Below are 16589 nucleotides of genomic sequence, written 5' to 3' on the forward strand. Positions count from 1 at the left end.
TCTTGATAAAACAAAAATAGATATTAATCAAATACCAAGTTTTGTATTTGAACATCTTGATTTATCATTATTATATTTAAATGACGCTATTAGTAAAGGATTTATTACGCCAAATATTGTTAATCAAGAAGTACAATTGAATTATCATGGTATTAATCAAAGTAACTATTTGAATACTGATAATAATATTATTGAGTTCAATGATAGTTCAAAAAATAAAAATCTTCAATCAGAAATGCCACAAATTTGATTTAGCACTTATGAACCTTCTCATTGATGAAGATTTTGAGAATGAGGAACGTATGTACATTTAGATCATAATGCAGTTTCTTACTTACAATATGTAAAAATAATTGCTGAAATATCAAATGTTGCCTTTTTATTTAAAAATATTGCTGATATTCAAAAAGAGGTGACTGTATTAGAAGAAGCAATAAAATCTGTTGATAATGATTTAATTAATGAAACTATTAAAAAACTTGGTAGTTTATTTGGAGGTATTGAATTATCTCAACTTGGAAATATATCTGATATTTTAACAATTGTTACTACTGCTGTTTCAATTGGTTTTGTTTTATTAGGTTTAGGGAGTTGAACAGAGGTTATAATTGGTGTTATTACAACACTTATTATTTCAATAGTCAGCACTATGCAATCTGTAGATTATGACCTTGATATAAAATGACAATGGGCTAATTTTATTATTCCATGTGGAATTTATTCTGAATAGTTTTGATTTCAAATTATAAAATTTAAGGGGAAAACTACCTATGTTTTATTTATCAATAATTTATCGTTGGTTACTAATGAAATTTATTTTAAATAACAAGCAAACATTTAATAATGTAAATGAAATAAAGAGTCATTTAAAAATTTCAGTTTTTTATCGATGAAAAACAATAAGAAAAAGTAGTTATTTTAGTAATGAAACTAAAAGTTTTTTTAAAATTAGTTTTATTTCGTGAATGATTAATATGATAATATCTGCTATTATTAGCATACTTACTATTTTCATCGTAACTTTAAATTTTGCTTATTGAATCGGTTTATTTGAAGAAAATCTTTTTCTTGCATGAAAAATTCAATTAACAATAATTATTTTAAATTTAATATTTATTATTAGAACTAATTCTGACTATGTTAAAACATCATTACGTGGTTCATTAGTGAATATTATTTCTAGAAAATTGTTAATAATTGATTTTTTAACTTTAAATATTTTAGGTATTATTAGTGTTTTTAAAAGTAAAAATATTATTGATTTATTTGATGTATATCAAATAAAATATAATCATTTAGGTATTATTACATTTTATAAAAGAATTAAATGAATGATTTTAGGGTATGTATTTATATTATTATTATTGTTGTTAATAACAATTATCATGGGGATATTAGCAAAATCATTAAATTATTTTTTTTGAAATATGTTTCTATTTTTTTCTGTTTTACCTTTATCTTTAGTTTTATAGGATGAATTTCTAGTTCATTACCAATTATTGTGATTAGTAGTTTTATGATTAAGTTTTTATTTAAAAAAAATGAAAAGTGTTCGTTTTTAAACTTTTCATTTATGATTTGATATTTAACAATGAGTGATAATACACCAATGTTAGTGGCATTGTTTATTCATGATACTGGTATTCATGAAACATTTGAATTAGAGAATCTTTATAATAAAATTTAATGAATTTAAAAAATGATAAGCGAACTTAAAACTCACTTATCATTTTTACTTAAATATATTTATTTTTTTGGTTTAGTACTAATAACATCAGTTTCAAGGTTATTATTTTTTTGTTTTTTACCAACAACACTTGTTTCTTTAAATACTTCGCCAAGTGTTGCAAATGCCCCCCCTGCCAAGTTTTGGAGATTAGATGGAATAATAATTTTAGTAGCATTTCCATCAGCTACTTTTTCCATAGTTTCCAAACTACGCAGTAACAGTACTTGTTGATTAGGAGTTGATTTATTTAAAATATCAATTGAAGAAGCTAATGCTTGTTGTTGAACTAGTAACGCTTGTGCTTTTCCTTCTGCCATTAAGATACGTGATGCTTTATCACCTTCAGCAGTTAAGATAGCAGCACGCATTTGTTTTTCCATTGATTCTTTTACTTCACGTGGTGGTTGAATATTTTTAACTTCCACACGTACTACTTTAATTCCTCATGAGTTAGTTGCTTCATCTAAAGTAATTTGTAAACGACCATTAATTTCATCACGTGATGTTAAGGTCTTATCTAATTCTAAATCACCAATCGTATTTCTTAAAGTTGTAGCTGTTATTTTAAATGGCCAAAATAGGGCGTTCAACACCGTAAGAGTATAATTTAGTATCAGTAACTTGGAAAAATAAAACAGTATCAATTTCCATAGTTACATTGTCTTTAGTAATTACAGTTTGGGGTGTAAAGCTAACTACTTGTTCTTTTAGTGAAATTTGCTTAGCAATTCTATCAATTAATGGAATACAAAAATGAATACCAGAATTTCATGTGGTATGGTATTTACCAATTCTTTCAATTACATAGGCATTAGATTGCGGAACTACTTTGATAGCTAAACAGACCATAGTGATTAATAAAACAATAATAATGGTAGCTAGAATAATAGCAATAATAGTACTGGTTGGTAACATTTTATGTTTATCTCCTTATATTTTTTTAATTACAAGTTTGACACCAATAATTGAAGTAACTAAAACTATTTCACCTTTTTTAAAATTGTCGTTAGTAGTACTAATAACAGTTCATGTTTTACCATCTAATTTGGCAATTCCTGGTGCTTTATGGTGGTTAGGATAATCATTCATCATTTCTGCTTGTTGATTAATTAATCCATCAAGGTTAGTTTTTAAGGTTGGTTTGTTATGAATATATCGTTTTAATAATGGATAACCAATTGCTAGTGTAATAATAGTTGTTGTTAGAAAACTAATAATTTGTCAATATCAAATTACACCGAAAGCACCAGCAATTAAGCTAACAATACTGCCTAGAGCAAATCAAATGGTAATTAGGTTGGTTGTTAGTAGTTCAATAGTAACACAGGTGATGGCAAGCAATCCCCACATTACAATTAATAAAATAGTTTCGATGTTCATTTATTGAATACCTCTTTGTAGTATAGTTTTAAAAACCTTATGTATAATAATAACTTTTAGTTAACATTAAAGCAATATTTTTAAAATAACATTGTTATTATTATGAACATTACTTAAATAAAATCACTTTGATACATTTTATTTAGTTTTACACGCAGATTTGCATAGAATTTACTTTTTTATTAATGTTAGTCTCTATTTGTGGCAACATACTTTTACTTGCTAGTTTTTTTAAATTTATGTCCTCAAAGACAGGATGATGTTTTTTTGTATTCGTGTACATTTTATAATAATTCCAACTTTAGATAAAGCACCTGCAGAATATAAAGTAGTTGGTATATACTGTTCTTGTATTCCACACACAGTGGCATAACCCAGTGTTGCTAAAATTTTGATTTATCTATAATTTAAAAAATATTTTTCCTTTTTACTTTCTTTTAACTATTACTTTATTATACAATATGTGAGAGCTTCTAAAAAAATTAAGACTCATATTAATACTAAGTTAATTAACCTAAAAGTATCTTTGAATGTCAATCAATGTAATATAATAATTAAAGATAAATAAAAAATATTTGAAACTTTAATATTTACCATGTAAAAAGTCTAAGGTCATCTTAAATTTAATAGTTTTTGCGATGTTAAATCGTTTTATCTGTTTTTAGCGAGCAAAAATTATTATTTATTGTCTTGTATTATTATATTAGGTATAATTTAAGAGACTTTAAAATTGCAAGGATTAATTTTAAGTTTAACTTTAAGGGGTGAGCATGTGGAAACAGTTACAGATGTTATGAGGATTATTGAAAAGGCATTATATGATAACATTAAATCTGTGCCAGGTGTTGCTAGTATTTATGAATCAGATGGTATTAAGGGAATTACTGTGTCTAAAGATGACTTAGGATGAAGTATTGATATTAATATTATTTGCTTTGCTAATAGTAATATTTGAACCGTCATGAAGGTAGCACAAAGAAATTTAACGTATGTTGTAGAAAAAATAATTAAACACCAAGATAACGTGAGATTAAATATTGTTGCTTGTGATTTAATTGAAGAATAAGAAAATATTAGGTGGATTTAAATGAAAAAAATGAATATTAAAACCTTAAAAGTTATGCTTATTAGCGGAGCTAATAATCTTTATAATCATCACTTTGAAGTTGATAAATTAAATGTTTTTCCAGTGCCCGATGGTGATACAGGAACTAATATGAATTTAACTATGATGAATGGTATTAAAGAATTAAATGGCAAAGATTATGAAACATTAAAAGAGCTAGGTACTACTTTTTCACGTGGTTTAATTATGGGCGCTCGTGGTAATTCTGGTGTTATTTTGTCACAAATTTTTCGTGGTTTTTTTCAAGTGTTAATAGCAAAAGAAAATAAAGATAATATGATTGATAATGAATATTTAATTAAATCTTGAAAGAGCGCTCAAGAATATGCATATCGCGCAGTTATGAAACCCGTAGAAGGGACTATTTTAACGGTTGTCAGAGAAGGTGCTAATTTCATTAGCGAGAATATTGATAAAAACAAAAGTGCACTTTTTATTTTTGAAAAGTTATTAGAAGGTATGAGCGAGTCACTAAAAAGAACTCCTGACTTATTACCAATCTTAAAAAAGGTTGGTGTTGTAGATTCAGGGGGTGCTGGTTTAGTATACATTGTTGAAGGCATGGTTTATGGTTTAAAGAATGGTAAACCTATTATGCCAAAGAAAAGACTAACTCAAGATGGCACTAAATTAGAAATGTCATTAAATCAAGAAGACTTTGGATATTGTACAGAAGTAATTGTTAAATTAAGTAAAACTAACAAGTCAGATTTTAACTTAAATAAAACTCGCAATGATTTAGAAACAATGGATGGTCAATCAATTGTTGTTGTAGATGACGAGGACTTACTTAAAGTTCACGTTCATACTTTGAAACCTGGTCAAATTTTAAATTACTTTCAAAAATTTGGTGAAATTTTAAAAGTAAAAATTGAAAACATGACTGAACAAGCTAAAGCCCATACGCAAACTATTAAGCCAATTCGTAAATTAGTTCGTGATTTTGCTTTAATTGCTGCAGTTAATGGTAAAGGTGTAGAAGTCTTTTTTAAAGAACAATTAAATGTTGACCATATTATTACATATTCATCACGTGTCAATCCCTCAACTGATGATTTCTTAAAAGCTATTGAAGCAGTTGATGCTAAAACTGTCTTTATTTTGCCTAATGATGGTAATTTATTCTTAACTGCTGAACAAGCTAAAAAATTGGAAAAAAAGTCAAAAGTTTTTGTTTTACCAGCTAAAAACATTGCCCATGGTATGCGTGCTGCTTTAAATTTTAATCGTGAAGATAATCCTAAAGATAATTACAATAATATGTGAAATGAGATTAAAAAAAATGTAGCATTTGGTTACATTACTGTTGCTGATCGTGATGTTGAAATTGATGGTGTAACGATTGAAAAGAGTCATTTCTTTGGCGCTGTTAATAATCGTAAAGATACTAAAGTAAAAATTATTAGTTCTAATAAAGACATATTGTCTACCATTCGTGGTTTATTTAGTAAATTAATTTGAACTGGTGCTGAAATTATTACTATTTTTAAAGGTAAGGACGCTTCTAAAGAACAAGTAAATTATGTAACTAAGATTTTAGATGAAGATTATAATATTGAATATGAATTTGTGAATGGTGAACAAGAAATTTATAATTTTTTATTTGTTGTTGAATAGCACATTGTATGTTACAATGTTATAAAATAAAGTTTTTAGAAAGGAATAAAATTATGAATTATTCATTTTTAGGTGCTGTTGACCCTGGTAATCCATCAACATGATCAGTTAGTTTAATTGTTGTTGCTTGTATGCTAGCTACTGTTGGTGCTATTTTATTTATAGTAACTATGATTTGATTTATTACATGAATTAAATATTCATGATTTCATCGTGAAAATAGTGCTAATTTAAGTGGTGGTGATTTAGCTAAAACTTATATACAAAAGTATGGTATTAATGCTCCAAGAATTAAGTTTAAAGGATTTGGTAATGTTAATGGTGTCACTGTTGAACCAAGGTTCTTTTATTTACGACCATATTTAATTAATAACGGTCATTTTACTTTACGATTACTACCTTGAACTTATCATCGTCGTTCAATTTACTCATTAGCTATGGCTATGGAGAGTAGTTGAGCAGTAAGTAGTTCTAAGAGTAGTCGTTTTAATACTTTTTGATGAGATTTTTCTCGTAAGTTAACGTTATTCTTTATTTTAATTCCTATTGTGTTAGCGTTATTATTTGCGATTTCACCGATTAATTCATGAATTACTTTATCAGCAAGTGACGCTAACACCTTATCAATTGTTTTATCAATTTTAGGAAGTATTTTTTTAATTGTTTATGCTAGTATGCAATTAGTTTTCTATGCTAAATCGCGTAAAGAAATTTGCACCAATCTAGTAGGAATTCTAAATGAAAAAGAAATTCGTGCTATTGGTTGAATTTTCCAAATTAAATTTATTTATTATTTAATTAGAACAATATACGAAGTATTACAATTAATATTCCGTATTATGATGTATATACAAAGCGAAAAAAAATAATCAAAATAAAATTAAAAAAGTAAGTATCAATAAAAATACTTACTTTTTTAGTGCTTAATAAACTTTATTTTATTTCTATATTCAAACTAATAATATGTTTTAAATACTTTCAAAATTAATTATCATGTATAATTTAGATGATAAAATTAATAATTAAAGAGGGGGAATAGTTATGAAAAGAATATTAAAAATGTTAACTGCGATTAATTTTACTGGATTATCTGTGTTACCAATAATTGCATGTGGTACTCCATCATCAAATCCTACAGCGACCATGAATGCTATTTTTAAAAATACAAAGTTTGATACTGGTTTATTGTACAAATTAGTTTATGATATAAATTCAAAAAATAAGTAATATTGTGAAAATGGAAAATAAAGGAAATTATATGAGTGATATTTGAGATAAAATAGTAAAAGTTAATCCAACTACGATTAATATTATTAAAAATGATTTCATAAATTTCCCAACCGTAATTTGAATTCGCCAATCAAAAGATTTTTAATTAGTAAAGGATGAATTATTTTTAATTTTTATTGGTTTTGGGATGTTTGTTTTGGGTGGTTTTGTTCTTACTTGCAGTATGGGTAAAAATAAGTTTGGTGTTGTTTTAATTATTATTGCAGTTTTGTGCATTATTTTTAGTTTCTTGACAATGATAATAAGCAACAGATTTAAAAAACCATTATAAATGATATTAATATTAAAAAAAATTATTAATTGCTATAACTACGTAGCAATTTTAAAAATTTAAATATTAGTAATAAACTTAACAATACTTTAAAAAATATTACTAGCACCATTGAAAAAGATTTAACAACTTAACTTTACAAGAAATGATTAATTGAGTTGAAATTTTACTTTACAATTAATTTAGGTTTTTTCGCTTTATTTAAATTAAAGCATGTTTTAGTGCTTTTTACGTACCCAATAAATTTAAGATAAGTCCTTTAATTCCTTTTTTTGGAAAAAAATATGCATAATACTTGAAAATCAACATATAAAGGTTTTAAATGATAGTATGAAGGGAGAAAAAATGAATTTTTATTAATATGTTGTAGAAAACTAGATTTAGTAAGGAGAGAAGTTTAACATGAATAATAAAAATGCTATTAATGTTTACTCAGAAATTGGTAAACTAAGAACCGTATTACTACATCGTCCAGGTGAAGAATTATCCAATTTAACTCCGGACTTATTAGAAAGATTATTATTTGATGACACCCCCGATTTATTTGTTGCCCAAACTGAACATGATCAATTTGCTGAAATTTTAACAAGTAACGGTGTTGAAGTACTATATATTGAAAAACTAGCTGCTGAAACTATTGCTCTTGATGAAAAATTACGCACTAATTTAATAAATCAATTTTTAAAAGAATCAGGTTGCAAACCACAGTATCTTAATAAATTACAACAATACCTAAACCCATTAAATCATCAGCAACTAATTGATAAAATGATTGCTGGTGTTACTAAATTTGAATTAGAAATTCATGATAATGATAAATACCCATTAATTGTTGATCCACTACCAAACTTATTATTTCAGCGTGATCCATTTGCTAGTATTGGCAATGGCGCCACTATCAATCACATGTTTAGTGAAACACGACGTAGAGAAACTTTATTTATTGATTTAGTATTAAATCACCACCTTCGTTTTAAAGACCAAGTTAATTTTTGATATAACCGTTCAGAAAAAGACTGCGTTGAAGGTGGTGATATTTTAGTTTTAAATGATAAACATGTGATTATGGGTGTTTCACAACGAACAACTATGAATGCCATTAAAAAATGTGCAACCAGACTTATTAATGATGGCAGCAATCAGTTTGAAAAAGTTATTGTTTTAGATTTAAAAACTAAAAACCGTGCTTTTATACATTTAGATACGGTTTTTACTAATATTGATTATGATAAATTTATTGCTCATGCTTTAATCTTTGAAACTAATGATCAGTTTAAAATTTGAGAAATAACTAAAAACGGAAATCAAGAAATTAAAGAAACATTAAACGATTATTTAAGTACCATTATTGGTAAACCAGTTACTTTCATTAAATGTGGTGGTGAAGATCCAATTGACCAAGCACGTGAACAATGAAATGATGGTAACAATGTGTTAACGATTGCGCCAGGTGTTGTGATTGCCTATGGTCGTAATCATATCACTGTTGAAAAATTAAAAGAACAGGGTATTAAAGTTTATCAAATTGCTAGTGCTGAACTATCACGTGGTCGTGGTGGTCCACGTTTTATGTCAATGCCTATTATTCGCGAAAATATTTAAAGATTGAAAGGAATTAAAGCATCATGAATATTAGTTTAAAAGGAAGAAGTTTTTTAACACTATTAGATTTCACACCAGAAGAAATTTATTATTTATTAGACTTATCAGCAAAGTGTAAATTAGAAAAACAACAAAGAACCGAAAAACAACCATTAAAAGGCTACAGCGTTGCATTATTATTCGAAAAAGATTCAACAAGAACGAGAAGTGCGTTTGAAGTTGCTGCTTATGATTTAGGAATGCATTGTACTTATTTTGGACCTACTGGTAGTCAAATGGGGGTTAAAGAATCGATTGTTGATACTGCCAAAGTATTAGGTCGGATTTATAATGGCATTCAATTTCGTGGATTTAAACAAACTGATGTTGAAAATTTAGCAAAAAATGCTGGTGTTCCTGTTTGAAATGGATTAACTGATTTATATCACCCAACCCAAATGTTAGCTGATGTTTTGACCATGCAAGAATTTAAGAAAAAGAAAAATATAAAAGGTATTAAATTCGTTTATTTTGGTGATGCCCGTTTTAATATGGCTAATAGTTATATGATTATTAGCGCTAAATTAGGAATGGATTTAGTAATTTGTACTACTAAAGATTTATTTCCCGATAGTCAATTATTACAACAATGTCAAGACATTGCTAAAATACATGGTGGTTCAATTACTTTAACACAAGATTATCAAACAGCTAGTATTGATGCCGATGTTATTGCTACTGATGTGTGAGTATCCATGGGAGAAGACAAAACTGTTTGAAAACAAAGAATTAAAGATTTAACTCCTTATCAAGTCAATATGGCTAAAATTAAAATTGCTAAACCAGATGTTATTTTTTTACATTGTTTACCAAGTTTCCATGATGGGAATACCAAAACTGCTCAGGATATTATTAAGCAATTTGGTGGTACAGGAGAACTAGAGGTTAACGATGAAGTATTTCAATCTGACTATTGCAAAGCTTTTCAAGAAGCTGAAAATCGTTTACATACTATTAAAGCTGTGATGCTAGCAACTTTAAAGTAAGGGAGATTGCCACTTATGTTTAATTTCAAAAAAGAGCGAAAAAAAAGTTTTAAATTACCTTCGGCTTTAACTATTTTGTTTTGTTTAATTTTTGTTGTGATTTTAATTTCTTGAATTCCCGGTACTACTGGTGATTATATTGTTAATGGACAAACATTTAAAGGACGACCAGCGGGTTTCTTTGATTTATTTTTAGCACCATTAAAAGGTTTTGGCAACAAGTTAGATATCATAGTCTTTATTTTGGTGCTTGGTGGTTTTTTAAATATTGTCATTAAATCACAAGCTTTAGATGCTGGCATTGGTCGTTTAATTTTAAAAATCAAAGGTCGTGAAATTTGAATTATTCCGATTTTAATGACATTTTTTGCGATTGGTGGTACGACTTATGGCATGGGCGAGGAAACTATTGCTTTATATCCAGTTTTAATTCCGGTTATGTTGGCTGCTGGATTTGATGTTATTACATCATTAATGACGATTCTAATTGGTGCAGGGATTGGATGTCTTGGTTCCATTCTTAATCCCTTTGTTATTGGTGTGTCGTTTAATGAAAGTGATACTACAAATTATGGTCTTAGTGATTCTTCAGGTATTGTTTTTCGTTTAGTTGCGTTTGTAATTTTACTGTTATTGCGATTTTATTTGTGATGTGATATGCGCTTAGAATTAAAAAAACTCCTAATAAATCATCATTATTTGCTAGTCGTGAAATGTATCTTAAAGATTTTGGAATGCCTGAAGCATTACCAGAATTTACTAAAAAACGAAAAATAATTTTAGTAATTTTCAGTTTAGCATTTTTACTAATGATTTGTTCTTTAATTTCATGAAATGCTTTTGGACTAAATGGTGCTGTGACAAGTAATGAGTGAATTCAAATGCATGCCCCATACATTGCTTCATTTTATGATGCTTTTGGTAATTTTAGTTTATTAGCAGTAGCAGCTATTTTCTTAGTTGCTAGTATTATTATTGGTTTTATTGAACGTAATGGTGAAGAACAATTTGTTAAAATTTTTGTGGCAGGGAGCAGTGATATTTTATCAGTTTGTTTGGTAATTGCGACAGCTGCGGGAATTGGTTGAATTATGGAACATTCTGGCATGCAATATAAGTTAGTACAAGCGTTAGCAGTTCCTTTAAAATCATTAGGAACAACAGGATTTGTGATTGTGGGATTTTGTTTTTTCTTAATTATTTCCATAATCATTCCGTCAACTTCAGGATTTGCCGCTGCCGTTATGCCAATTTTAGGACCAACAGCAGAATTAATTCATCCTGGTTTGTTTTCAGGAACTATTACCACATTTTCATTTGCTAATGGGATTGTTAACTTGTTTAGTCCTACTAGTTTTATTTTAATGGCAGCCTTGAGTATTAGTAAAGTACCATTAAATAAATATTTAAAAGTAGCATGACCATTTGTTGTGGGCTTAGTTGGTTTATCAATGGTATTATTAAGCTTAGGAAGTTTATTGCCGATTAGTCCTGGTGGTAGTTGATTTTAAATTTGTTAAAGAAAGGAAGAAATAGAATATGTCATTAATTGTTGTTGCATTAGGAGGTAACGCACTTGGTAATAACCCTAGTGAACAAAAAGTAATTGTTAAAAATACAGCACAAATGTTAGTAGATATTATTAGTGTTGGTAACGAGCTAGTAGTTGTCCATGGTAATGGTCCACAAGTGGGAATGATTAATAATAGTTTTGAGATTGCCCATCAAAGTGATAGTAAAAGTCCAGTAATGCCATTTCCTGAATGTGGTGCGATGAGTCAGGCATATATCGGTTATCATTTACAAAATGCCATTGGTAATGAATTACAAAAACGCAAGATTAACAAAAAAGTAGTAACCGTTATTACGCAAGTGATGGTTGATAAGCATGATAGTGCTTTTAGTAATCCCACAAAACCGATTGGTAGTTTTTATAATGAGCAAGAAGCAAAACAATTAGCAATTAAATATGGATTTACTGTTAAGTCAGATGCTAATCGTGGTTGAAGACGAGTAATTGCTTCACCAAAACCAAAAGCTATTGTTGAAAAAGATATTATTAAAGATTTAATTAAGCAAGGCCATATTGTTATTACTGCTGGGGGTGGTGGAATTCCTGTTATTGAGACTAAAGATGGATTTAGTGGGATTGATGGCGTCATTGATAAAGATTTTGCTAGTGCCTTGTTAGCTAATGAAGTTAATGCTCAGAAGTTAATAATTTTAACAGCAGTTGATAATGTTTGTGTAAATTTTGGTAAACCAAATGAAAAGAAATTAAACAGTTTGTCATTACATGATGCTCAAACATATATTGATGAGCAACAATTTGCTCTTGGTAGTATGTTACCAAAAGTTCAAGCAGCCATGGCTTTTGTTAAAGCAAAACCTAATAATGTGGCAATAATTGCTAATTTAAATCAAGCAAAAAAAGCGTTATTGCAACAAGTAGGGACTGTTATTACTAATAAGTAAGAGAATTGTATTGTAATTATAGCAATTAAGTTGTATTATATAAGTGTAATTAAATATTAGTTAAAAATACTTTTCAAGGTTATAGTACCATTGAAGGGTATTTTTTGTTTTTAATTGCAAAGTTTAATTGAAGAGGAAAAAATATCACATATAATCAAATTTCACAACCTATTAGTATTAAAATAGGGCTATCAGTTCTTGTTGCCACTGTTGCTGGTGTTAGTATTTATAAGATATGAACAGCAAAGGATAGTGATATGTATGCTATTAAAAATCTTTTGTTAGTACCAGTAACAGCAGTAAGTTCTGCTATAAAAAGAACTATAGGCTGAACTTCAACAATTGCAAATAATTGTAATGATGAAAATATAATTAATGATTCAGAAAGCACTGATAGTTTCCAAAATAACCAAAACGCATTATCAATGTAGCAGAAGTTCAACAATATCTAATAAAAATTATTAAATATATCACTAAAGTAATAAAAAAATCTGTTGTCTAAATAGACAACAGATTTTTAATATTTAAAACATCAAATCAGCAAATGGAAAACATGATTTAAACAAAGTGATATATTTAATAATTTTCACTTCATGGTCCTCTAAACCAGAAGTTAAATTCATAATTTCTTTGCGCATTTTTTCATAAAACATAGTTCAGAATAATCAACTTAACGTAATGATAATTAATCCAGCAAAACTAAAAATAGCTAATACTTCTTGATTAATATCACTACTAGTGTTAGTTCAAATTGGAATATAAAACAATAATGTGCAAATAATTGTATTAATAATCCCAATTAGTAAACATAAGTTAATAATTGGCAAACTTAGATTTTTTCGTGGTTGATATTTATTTTTTCATTTTATACATAAAACACTGCATAGTGTTTGATATTTGTTTCAAGTTGTAGTTTCATTGAAATCATTAGTCTTTAATTTTAGAACATTAGTTTTAACATTGTAATTAAAGTATTTGATAATAAATTTCTTTTTTACAACTTGACAACTAAGATCTTTACTTGCTAGTAACTCTTGATAATAAGGTTTAAGATTATTTTTGTTTTTAGTTTTTAATTTAATAATTAGTCAAAAGCAAAGTTGTATTAATTGACATATAAGAATCACGGTAACTAAGAAAAGACTAATGGTCACAAAAATCATAACTGTTTCATCATATTGTAACATATTAAAAATTACTTGTTTTCTATAGCTTCAATGCCAGGTAATTTTTTACCTTCTAAGTATTCTAAAGAAGCTCCCCCACCAGTTGAAATATGGCTGAATTTAGATTCATAACCAAATTTAACAGCAGCAGCAGCACTATCCCCACCACCAATTAAAGTGAAGGCATTTTCTAAGTTGGCAATGGTTTCACAAATGTCTTTCGTTCCTTTAACAAAATTACTCATTTCAAAAACACTAAGTGGTCCATTTCAAAATACAGTTTTGGCACCATTTAAACTATTTTGAAATAATTCTAAAGTTTTAGGACCAATGTCCATTCCTTCAAAACCAATTTTAATATTTTGGTCGGTAGTTACTTCACCTTTAATATCTTTGAATTGTTTAGCCATAACAAAATCAACAGGTAATATTAATTTCCCTTTTCCTAATACCATAATTTCTTTAGCAACATCAATTTTGTCTTTTTCTAGTAATGAATCACCAATTTCAAATCCTAAAGCTTTCATGAAGGTATAAGCCATACCACCACCAACAAGCACTTTATCAGCTTTAGTTAATAATTGTTTAATAACATCAATTTTATCTGATACTTTGGCCCCTCCAATCACAGCAACAAATGGGTGCTCAGGTTGCATAGTAATTTTGTTTAGCATTGTTAATTCTTTTTCAATTAGTAAACCAACGCAACTTTGCTTGATGTTAGCAGCAATTCCAACGTTAGAAGCATGAGCACGATGAGCAGTACCAAAAGCATCATTTACAAAAACTTCACCTAGGTGAGCTCAATATGTTCCTAATTCTTTATCATTACCAGACTCTTTGTTACCATTTAAATCTTCAAAACGAGTATTTTCAATTAGTAGTAACTGTTTAGGTTGTAAGGCATTGATAGCAGTTTCTAATTTTTCGCCACGAGTTTCGTTAATAAACACCACTTTTTCATTTAGCACTTCACCTAAGCGTTTAGCAACAGGTGCTAATGTATTTTTAGCTTTATCTTTTTCAGTTTTTACACGTCCTAGATGTGATAACATAATGATTTTAGCATCTTGTTGTTGCAGGTATTTAATAGTTTCGATTGCAGCATTGATTCTAGTGTCATCAGTAATTTTTCCATTATCTAATGGTACGTTAAAATCAAAACGAACAAGTACCTTTTTATTTTTAAAATCAAGATTTTTTAAAGTTTTTTTATTCATAATTTCATCTCCTTTTTTGTTTTTCCTTATTAAGATATTTTATTACTTTTTGTAAAAAAATACACTAACAGTAATAAAAATGCATCTTATTAATTAGTAAAGATGCATTTTTATGAAGTTTAATTTTAGCAATTAAACTATTGATAAAATTACTTAAGCTTTGCTAAATGTAATACTGTTCTTACTAATTGTGATACGTATGACATTTCATTGTCATATCAAGCAAATACTTTAACAATTTGTTTTCCATCAACTTCAACTACTTTAGTTAAAGTAGCATCGAAGATTGAACCAAAACTTGAACCAATAATATCAGTTGAAACGATTTGGTCTTCATTGTAACCAAAAGATTCATTACTATGTTTTTTCATAGCTTTATTAACTTCATCAACTGTAACATTTTTCTTTAATTCAACAGTTAAGTCAACAATTGAACCAGTAATGATAGGAACACGCATAGCTGAACCATCTAGTTTTCCATTAACTGAAGGAATAACTAAACCAATCGCAGCAGCAGCCCCTGTACTAGCAGGGACAATATTAGATAGAGCACTACGACCTCTTCTGAAGTCTGAGTGTTCTAAGTCTAATAAACGCTGGTCATTAGTAGCAGCGTGAACAGTTGTCATTCATCCTTTAACAAGGCCGAACTCTTTTTCTAAAGTATTTACAACAGGAGCAAGACAGTTAGTTGTACATGAAGCACCAGAAATAATGTTATCCCCTGCTTTTAAAATATCATGGTTAACATTGTAAACAATAGTTTTTAAATCACCTTTAGCAGGTGCTGAAATAACACATTTTTTAGCTCCTGCATCAATATGAGCTTGTGCTAAGTCTTTAGTAGCAAAACGTCCTGTTGCTTCAATAACTAAATCAATATTATTTTCTTTTCATGGTAGTGCTTTTGGGTCTCTTTCTTGACAAACTTTAATCGTTTTACCATCAACAATAATCGTATTTTTAGTTTCATCAAATTTAATTTTTCCATGTTTTCATGTTCCGTGAGCTGAGTCGTATTGTAATAAGTACGCTAGAGCTTTCACGTTTCCTAAATCATTAATAGCTATGATTTCAGTGTCTTTTTTATCAAATAATTGACGAAAGGCAAGACGACCGATACGACCAAAACCATTAATTGCAATTTTTGTTGCCATTATAAAATCACTCCTTCTACTTCGTTTTTCATATATTGAATAATGACTAGGTATATTATAACTAAAATCATAAATATTTGTTATAAAATATAGATTTTATATGTAAATTTTTTAATTAAAGTAGTAGTAATTAAGTGGTAAGCGCTTATTAATAATGAAAATTTTATTTATTTGTAATTGGATCAGTTCTTTGACCAACTTTAAATATTGTATTAACATATATACCGTTTAATTCAAGCCCAATAGCATAATTAGTGTTTTTGTTAAGTGACTCTTGTTCTCTTACTAAACGTTGTTTGTCCATATCATAAAGTTTAAAAGTAATTTTAGAGTGTACTTTGTACTTGAAAATCTAATTTAGTTCCTACTTTATCAAGATATCTTGCAAATATAGCACCAGTAATAGTTTTATCTGTTGTTATTAATACATTATCAGTTTTATCTTGTAATTTATCATCTGCATATTTTTTAGGTAATAAAGTAGCAGGAGTATATTGTTCAAAATTAAATGCTCAATGTGGTTTGTCTACT

15 protein-coding genes and 2 pseudogenes are annotated in these 16589 nt (G+C 28.0%); 11 read left to right on the plus strand and 6 right to left on the minus strand.

Annotation, left to right across the window (positions count from 1 at the left end; translation table 4 throughout):
* Nucleotides 1-730 (plus strand): hypothetical protein (locus tag RDJ14_RS01610; protein ID WP_308149620.1); only part of this gene is annotated, 730 nt, incomplete at its 5' end.
* Nucleotides 731-770: 40 nt separating this feature from the next.
* Complete coding sequence (locus RDJ14_RS01615) at nt 771-1472, plus strand: hypothetical protein (protein WP_308149621.1); 702 nt, start codon at nt 771-773, stop codon at nt 1470-1472.
* Nucleotides 1473-1746: 274 nt separating this feature from the next.
* Here the strand turns inward: RDJ14_RS01615 and RDJ14_RS05210 are convergent.
* Nucleotides 1747-2644, minus strand: a pseudogene (locus RDJ14_RS05210) (SPFH domain-containing protein).
* Nucleotides 2645-2659: 15 nt separating this feature from the next.
* Nucleotides 2660-3109: an NfeD family protein gene (locus tag RDJ14_RS01630; protein WP_308149624.1), complete on the minus strand. Its 450-nt coding sequence runs from the start codon at nt 3107-3109 to the stop codon at nt 2660-2662.
* A 772-nt stretch (nt 3110-3881) separates the two neighbouring features.
* Here RDJ14_RS01630 and RDJ14_RS01635 point away from each other — a divergent pair.
* From RDJ14_RS01635 to RDJ14_RS01675, 9 genes and pseudogenes are all read left to right on the plus strand, one after another.
* On the plus strand, nt 3882-4175 hold the full coding sequence (locus tag RDJ14_RS01635; RefSeq protein ID WP_308149625.1) for a hypothetical protein: 294 nt from the start codon (nt 3882-3884) through the stop codon (nt 4173-4175).
* Nucleotides 4176-4196: 21 nt separating this feature from the next.
* Nucleotides 4197-5852 carry a DAK2 domain-containing protein gene (locus tag RDJ14_RS01640; RefSeq protein ID WP_308149626.1) on the plus strand — a complete coding sequence of 552 codons (1656 nt, stop codon included), beginning with the start codon at nt 4197-4199 and terminating at the stop codon, nt 5850-5852.
* A gap of 53 nt (nt 5853-5905) precedes the next feature.
* Nucleotides 5906-6721, plus strand: a complete 816-nt coding sequence (locus RDJ14_RS01645) for a hypothetical protein (protein ID WP_308149627.1) — start codon at nt 5906-5908, stop codon at nt 6719-6721.
* 172 nt (nt 6722-6893) lie between these two features.
* Entirely contained in the window at nt 6894-7079 is a 186-nt protein-coding gene (locus RDJ14_RS01650) for a hypothetical protein (protein ID WP_308149628.1), read from the plus strand.
* A 736-nt stretch (nt 7080-7815) separates the two neighbouring features.
* Nucleotides 7816-9015, plus strand: a complete 1200-nt coding sequence (locus RDJ14_RS01655) for an arginine deiminase (RefSeq protein ID WP_308149629.1) — start codon at nt 7816-7818, stop codon at nt 9013-9015.
* A 23-nt stretch (nt 9016-9038) separates the two neighbouring features.
* Nucleotides 9039-10040 carry an ornithine carbamoyltransferase gene (argF, locus tag RDJ14_RS01660; protein ID WP_308149630.1) on the plus strand — a complete coding sequence of 334 codons (1002 nt, stop codon included), beginning with the start codon at nt 9039-9041 and terminating at the stop codon, nt 10038-10040.
* A 15-nt stretch (nt 10041-10055) separates the two neighbouring features.
* Nucleotides 10056-11551: pseudogene (locus RDJ14_RS01665) on the plus strand (YfcC family protein).
* Nucleotides 11552-11579: 28 nt separating this feature from the next.
* Nucleotides 11580-12515: a carbamate kinase gene (gene arcC / locus RDJ14_RS01670; RefSeq protein ID WP_308149631.1), complete on the plus strand. Its 936-nt coding sequence runs from the start codon at nt 11580-11582 to the stop codon at nt 12513-12515.
* Between the two features lie 104 nt (nt 12516-12619).
* On the plus strand, nt 12620-12946 hold the full coding sequence (locus RDJ14_RS01675) for a hypothetical protein (protein WP_308149632.1): 327 nt from the start codon (nt 12620-12622) through the stop codon (nt 12944-12946).
* A 93-nt stretch (nt 12947-13039) separates the two neighbouring features.
* Here the strand turns inward: RDJ14_RS01675 and RDJ14_RS01680 are convergent, their stop codons facing one another.
* The 4 genes from RDJ14_RS01680 to RDJ14_RS01695 all read right to left on the minus strand — a co-directional run.
* Nucleotides 13040-13702: a hypothetical protein gene (locus tag RDJ14_RS01680; RefSeq protein ID WP_308149633.1), complete on the minus strand. Its 663-nt coding sequence runs from the start codon at nt 13700-13702 to the stop codon at nt 13040-13042.
* A gap of 8 nt (nt 13703-13710) precedes the next feature.
* Nucleotides 13711-14901: a phosphoglycerate kinase gene (locus tag RDJ14_RS01685; RefSeq protein ID WP_308149634.1), complete on the minus strand. Its 1191-nt coding sequence runs from the start codon at nt 14899-14901 to the stop codon at nt 13711-13713.
* 149 nt (nt 14902-15050) lie between these two features.
* Nucleotides 15051-16058: a type I glyceraldehyde-3-phosphate dehydrogenase gene (gene gap / locus RDJ14_RS01690; RefSeq protein ID WP_308149635.1), complete on the minus strand. Its 1008-nt coding sequence runs from the start codon at nt 16056-16058 to the stop codon at nt 15051-15053.
* A gap of 326 nt (nt 16059-16384) precedes the next feature.
* A partial coding sequence (locus tag RDJ14_RS01695) for a hypothetical protein (RefSeq protein WP_308149636.1) occupies nt 16385-16589 on the minus strand: 205 nt, incomplete at its 5' end.

This window comes from Spiroplasma sp. AdecLV25b, from assembly GCF_030913225.1.
GTDB lineage: Bacteria > Bacillota_I > Bacilli_A > Mycoplasmatales > VBWQ01 > Spiroplasma_E.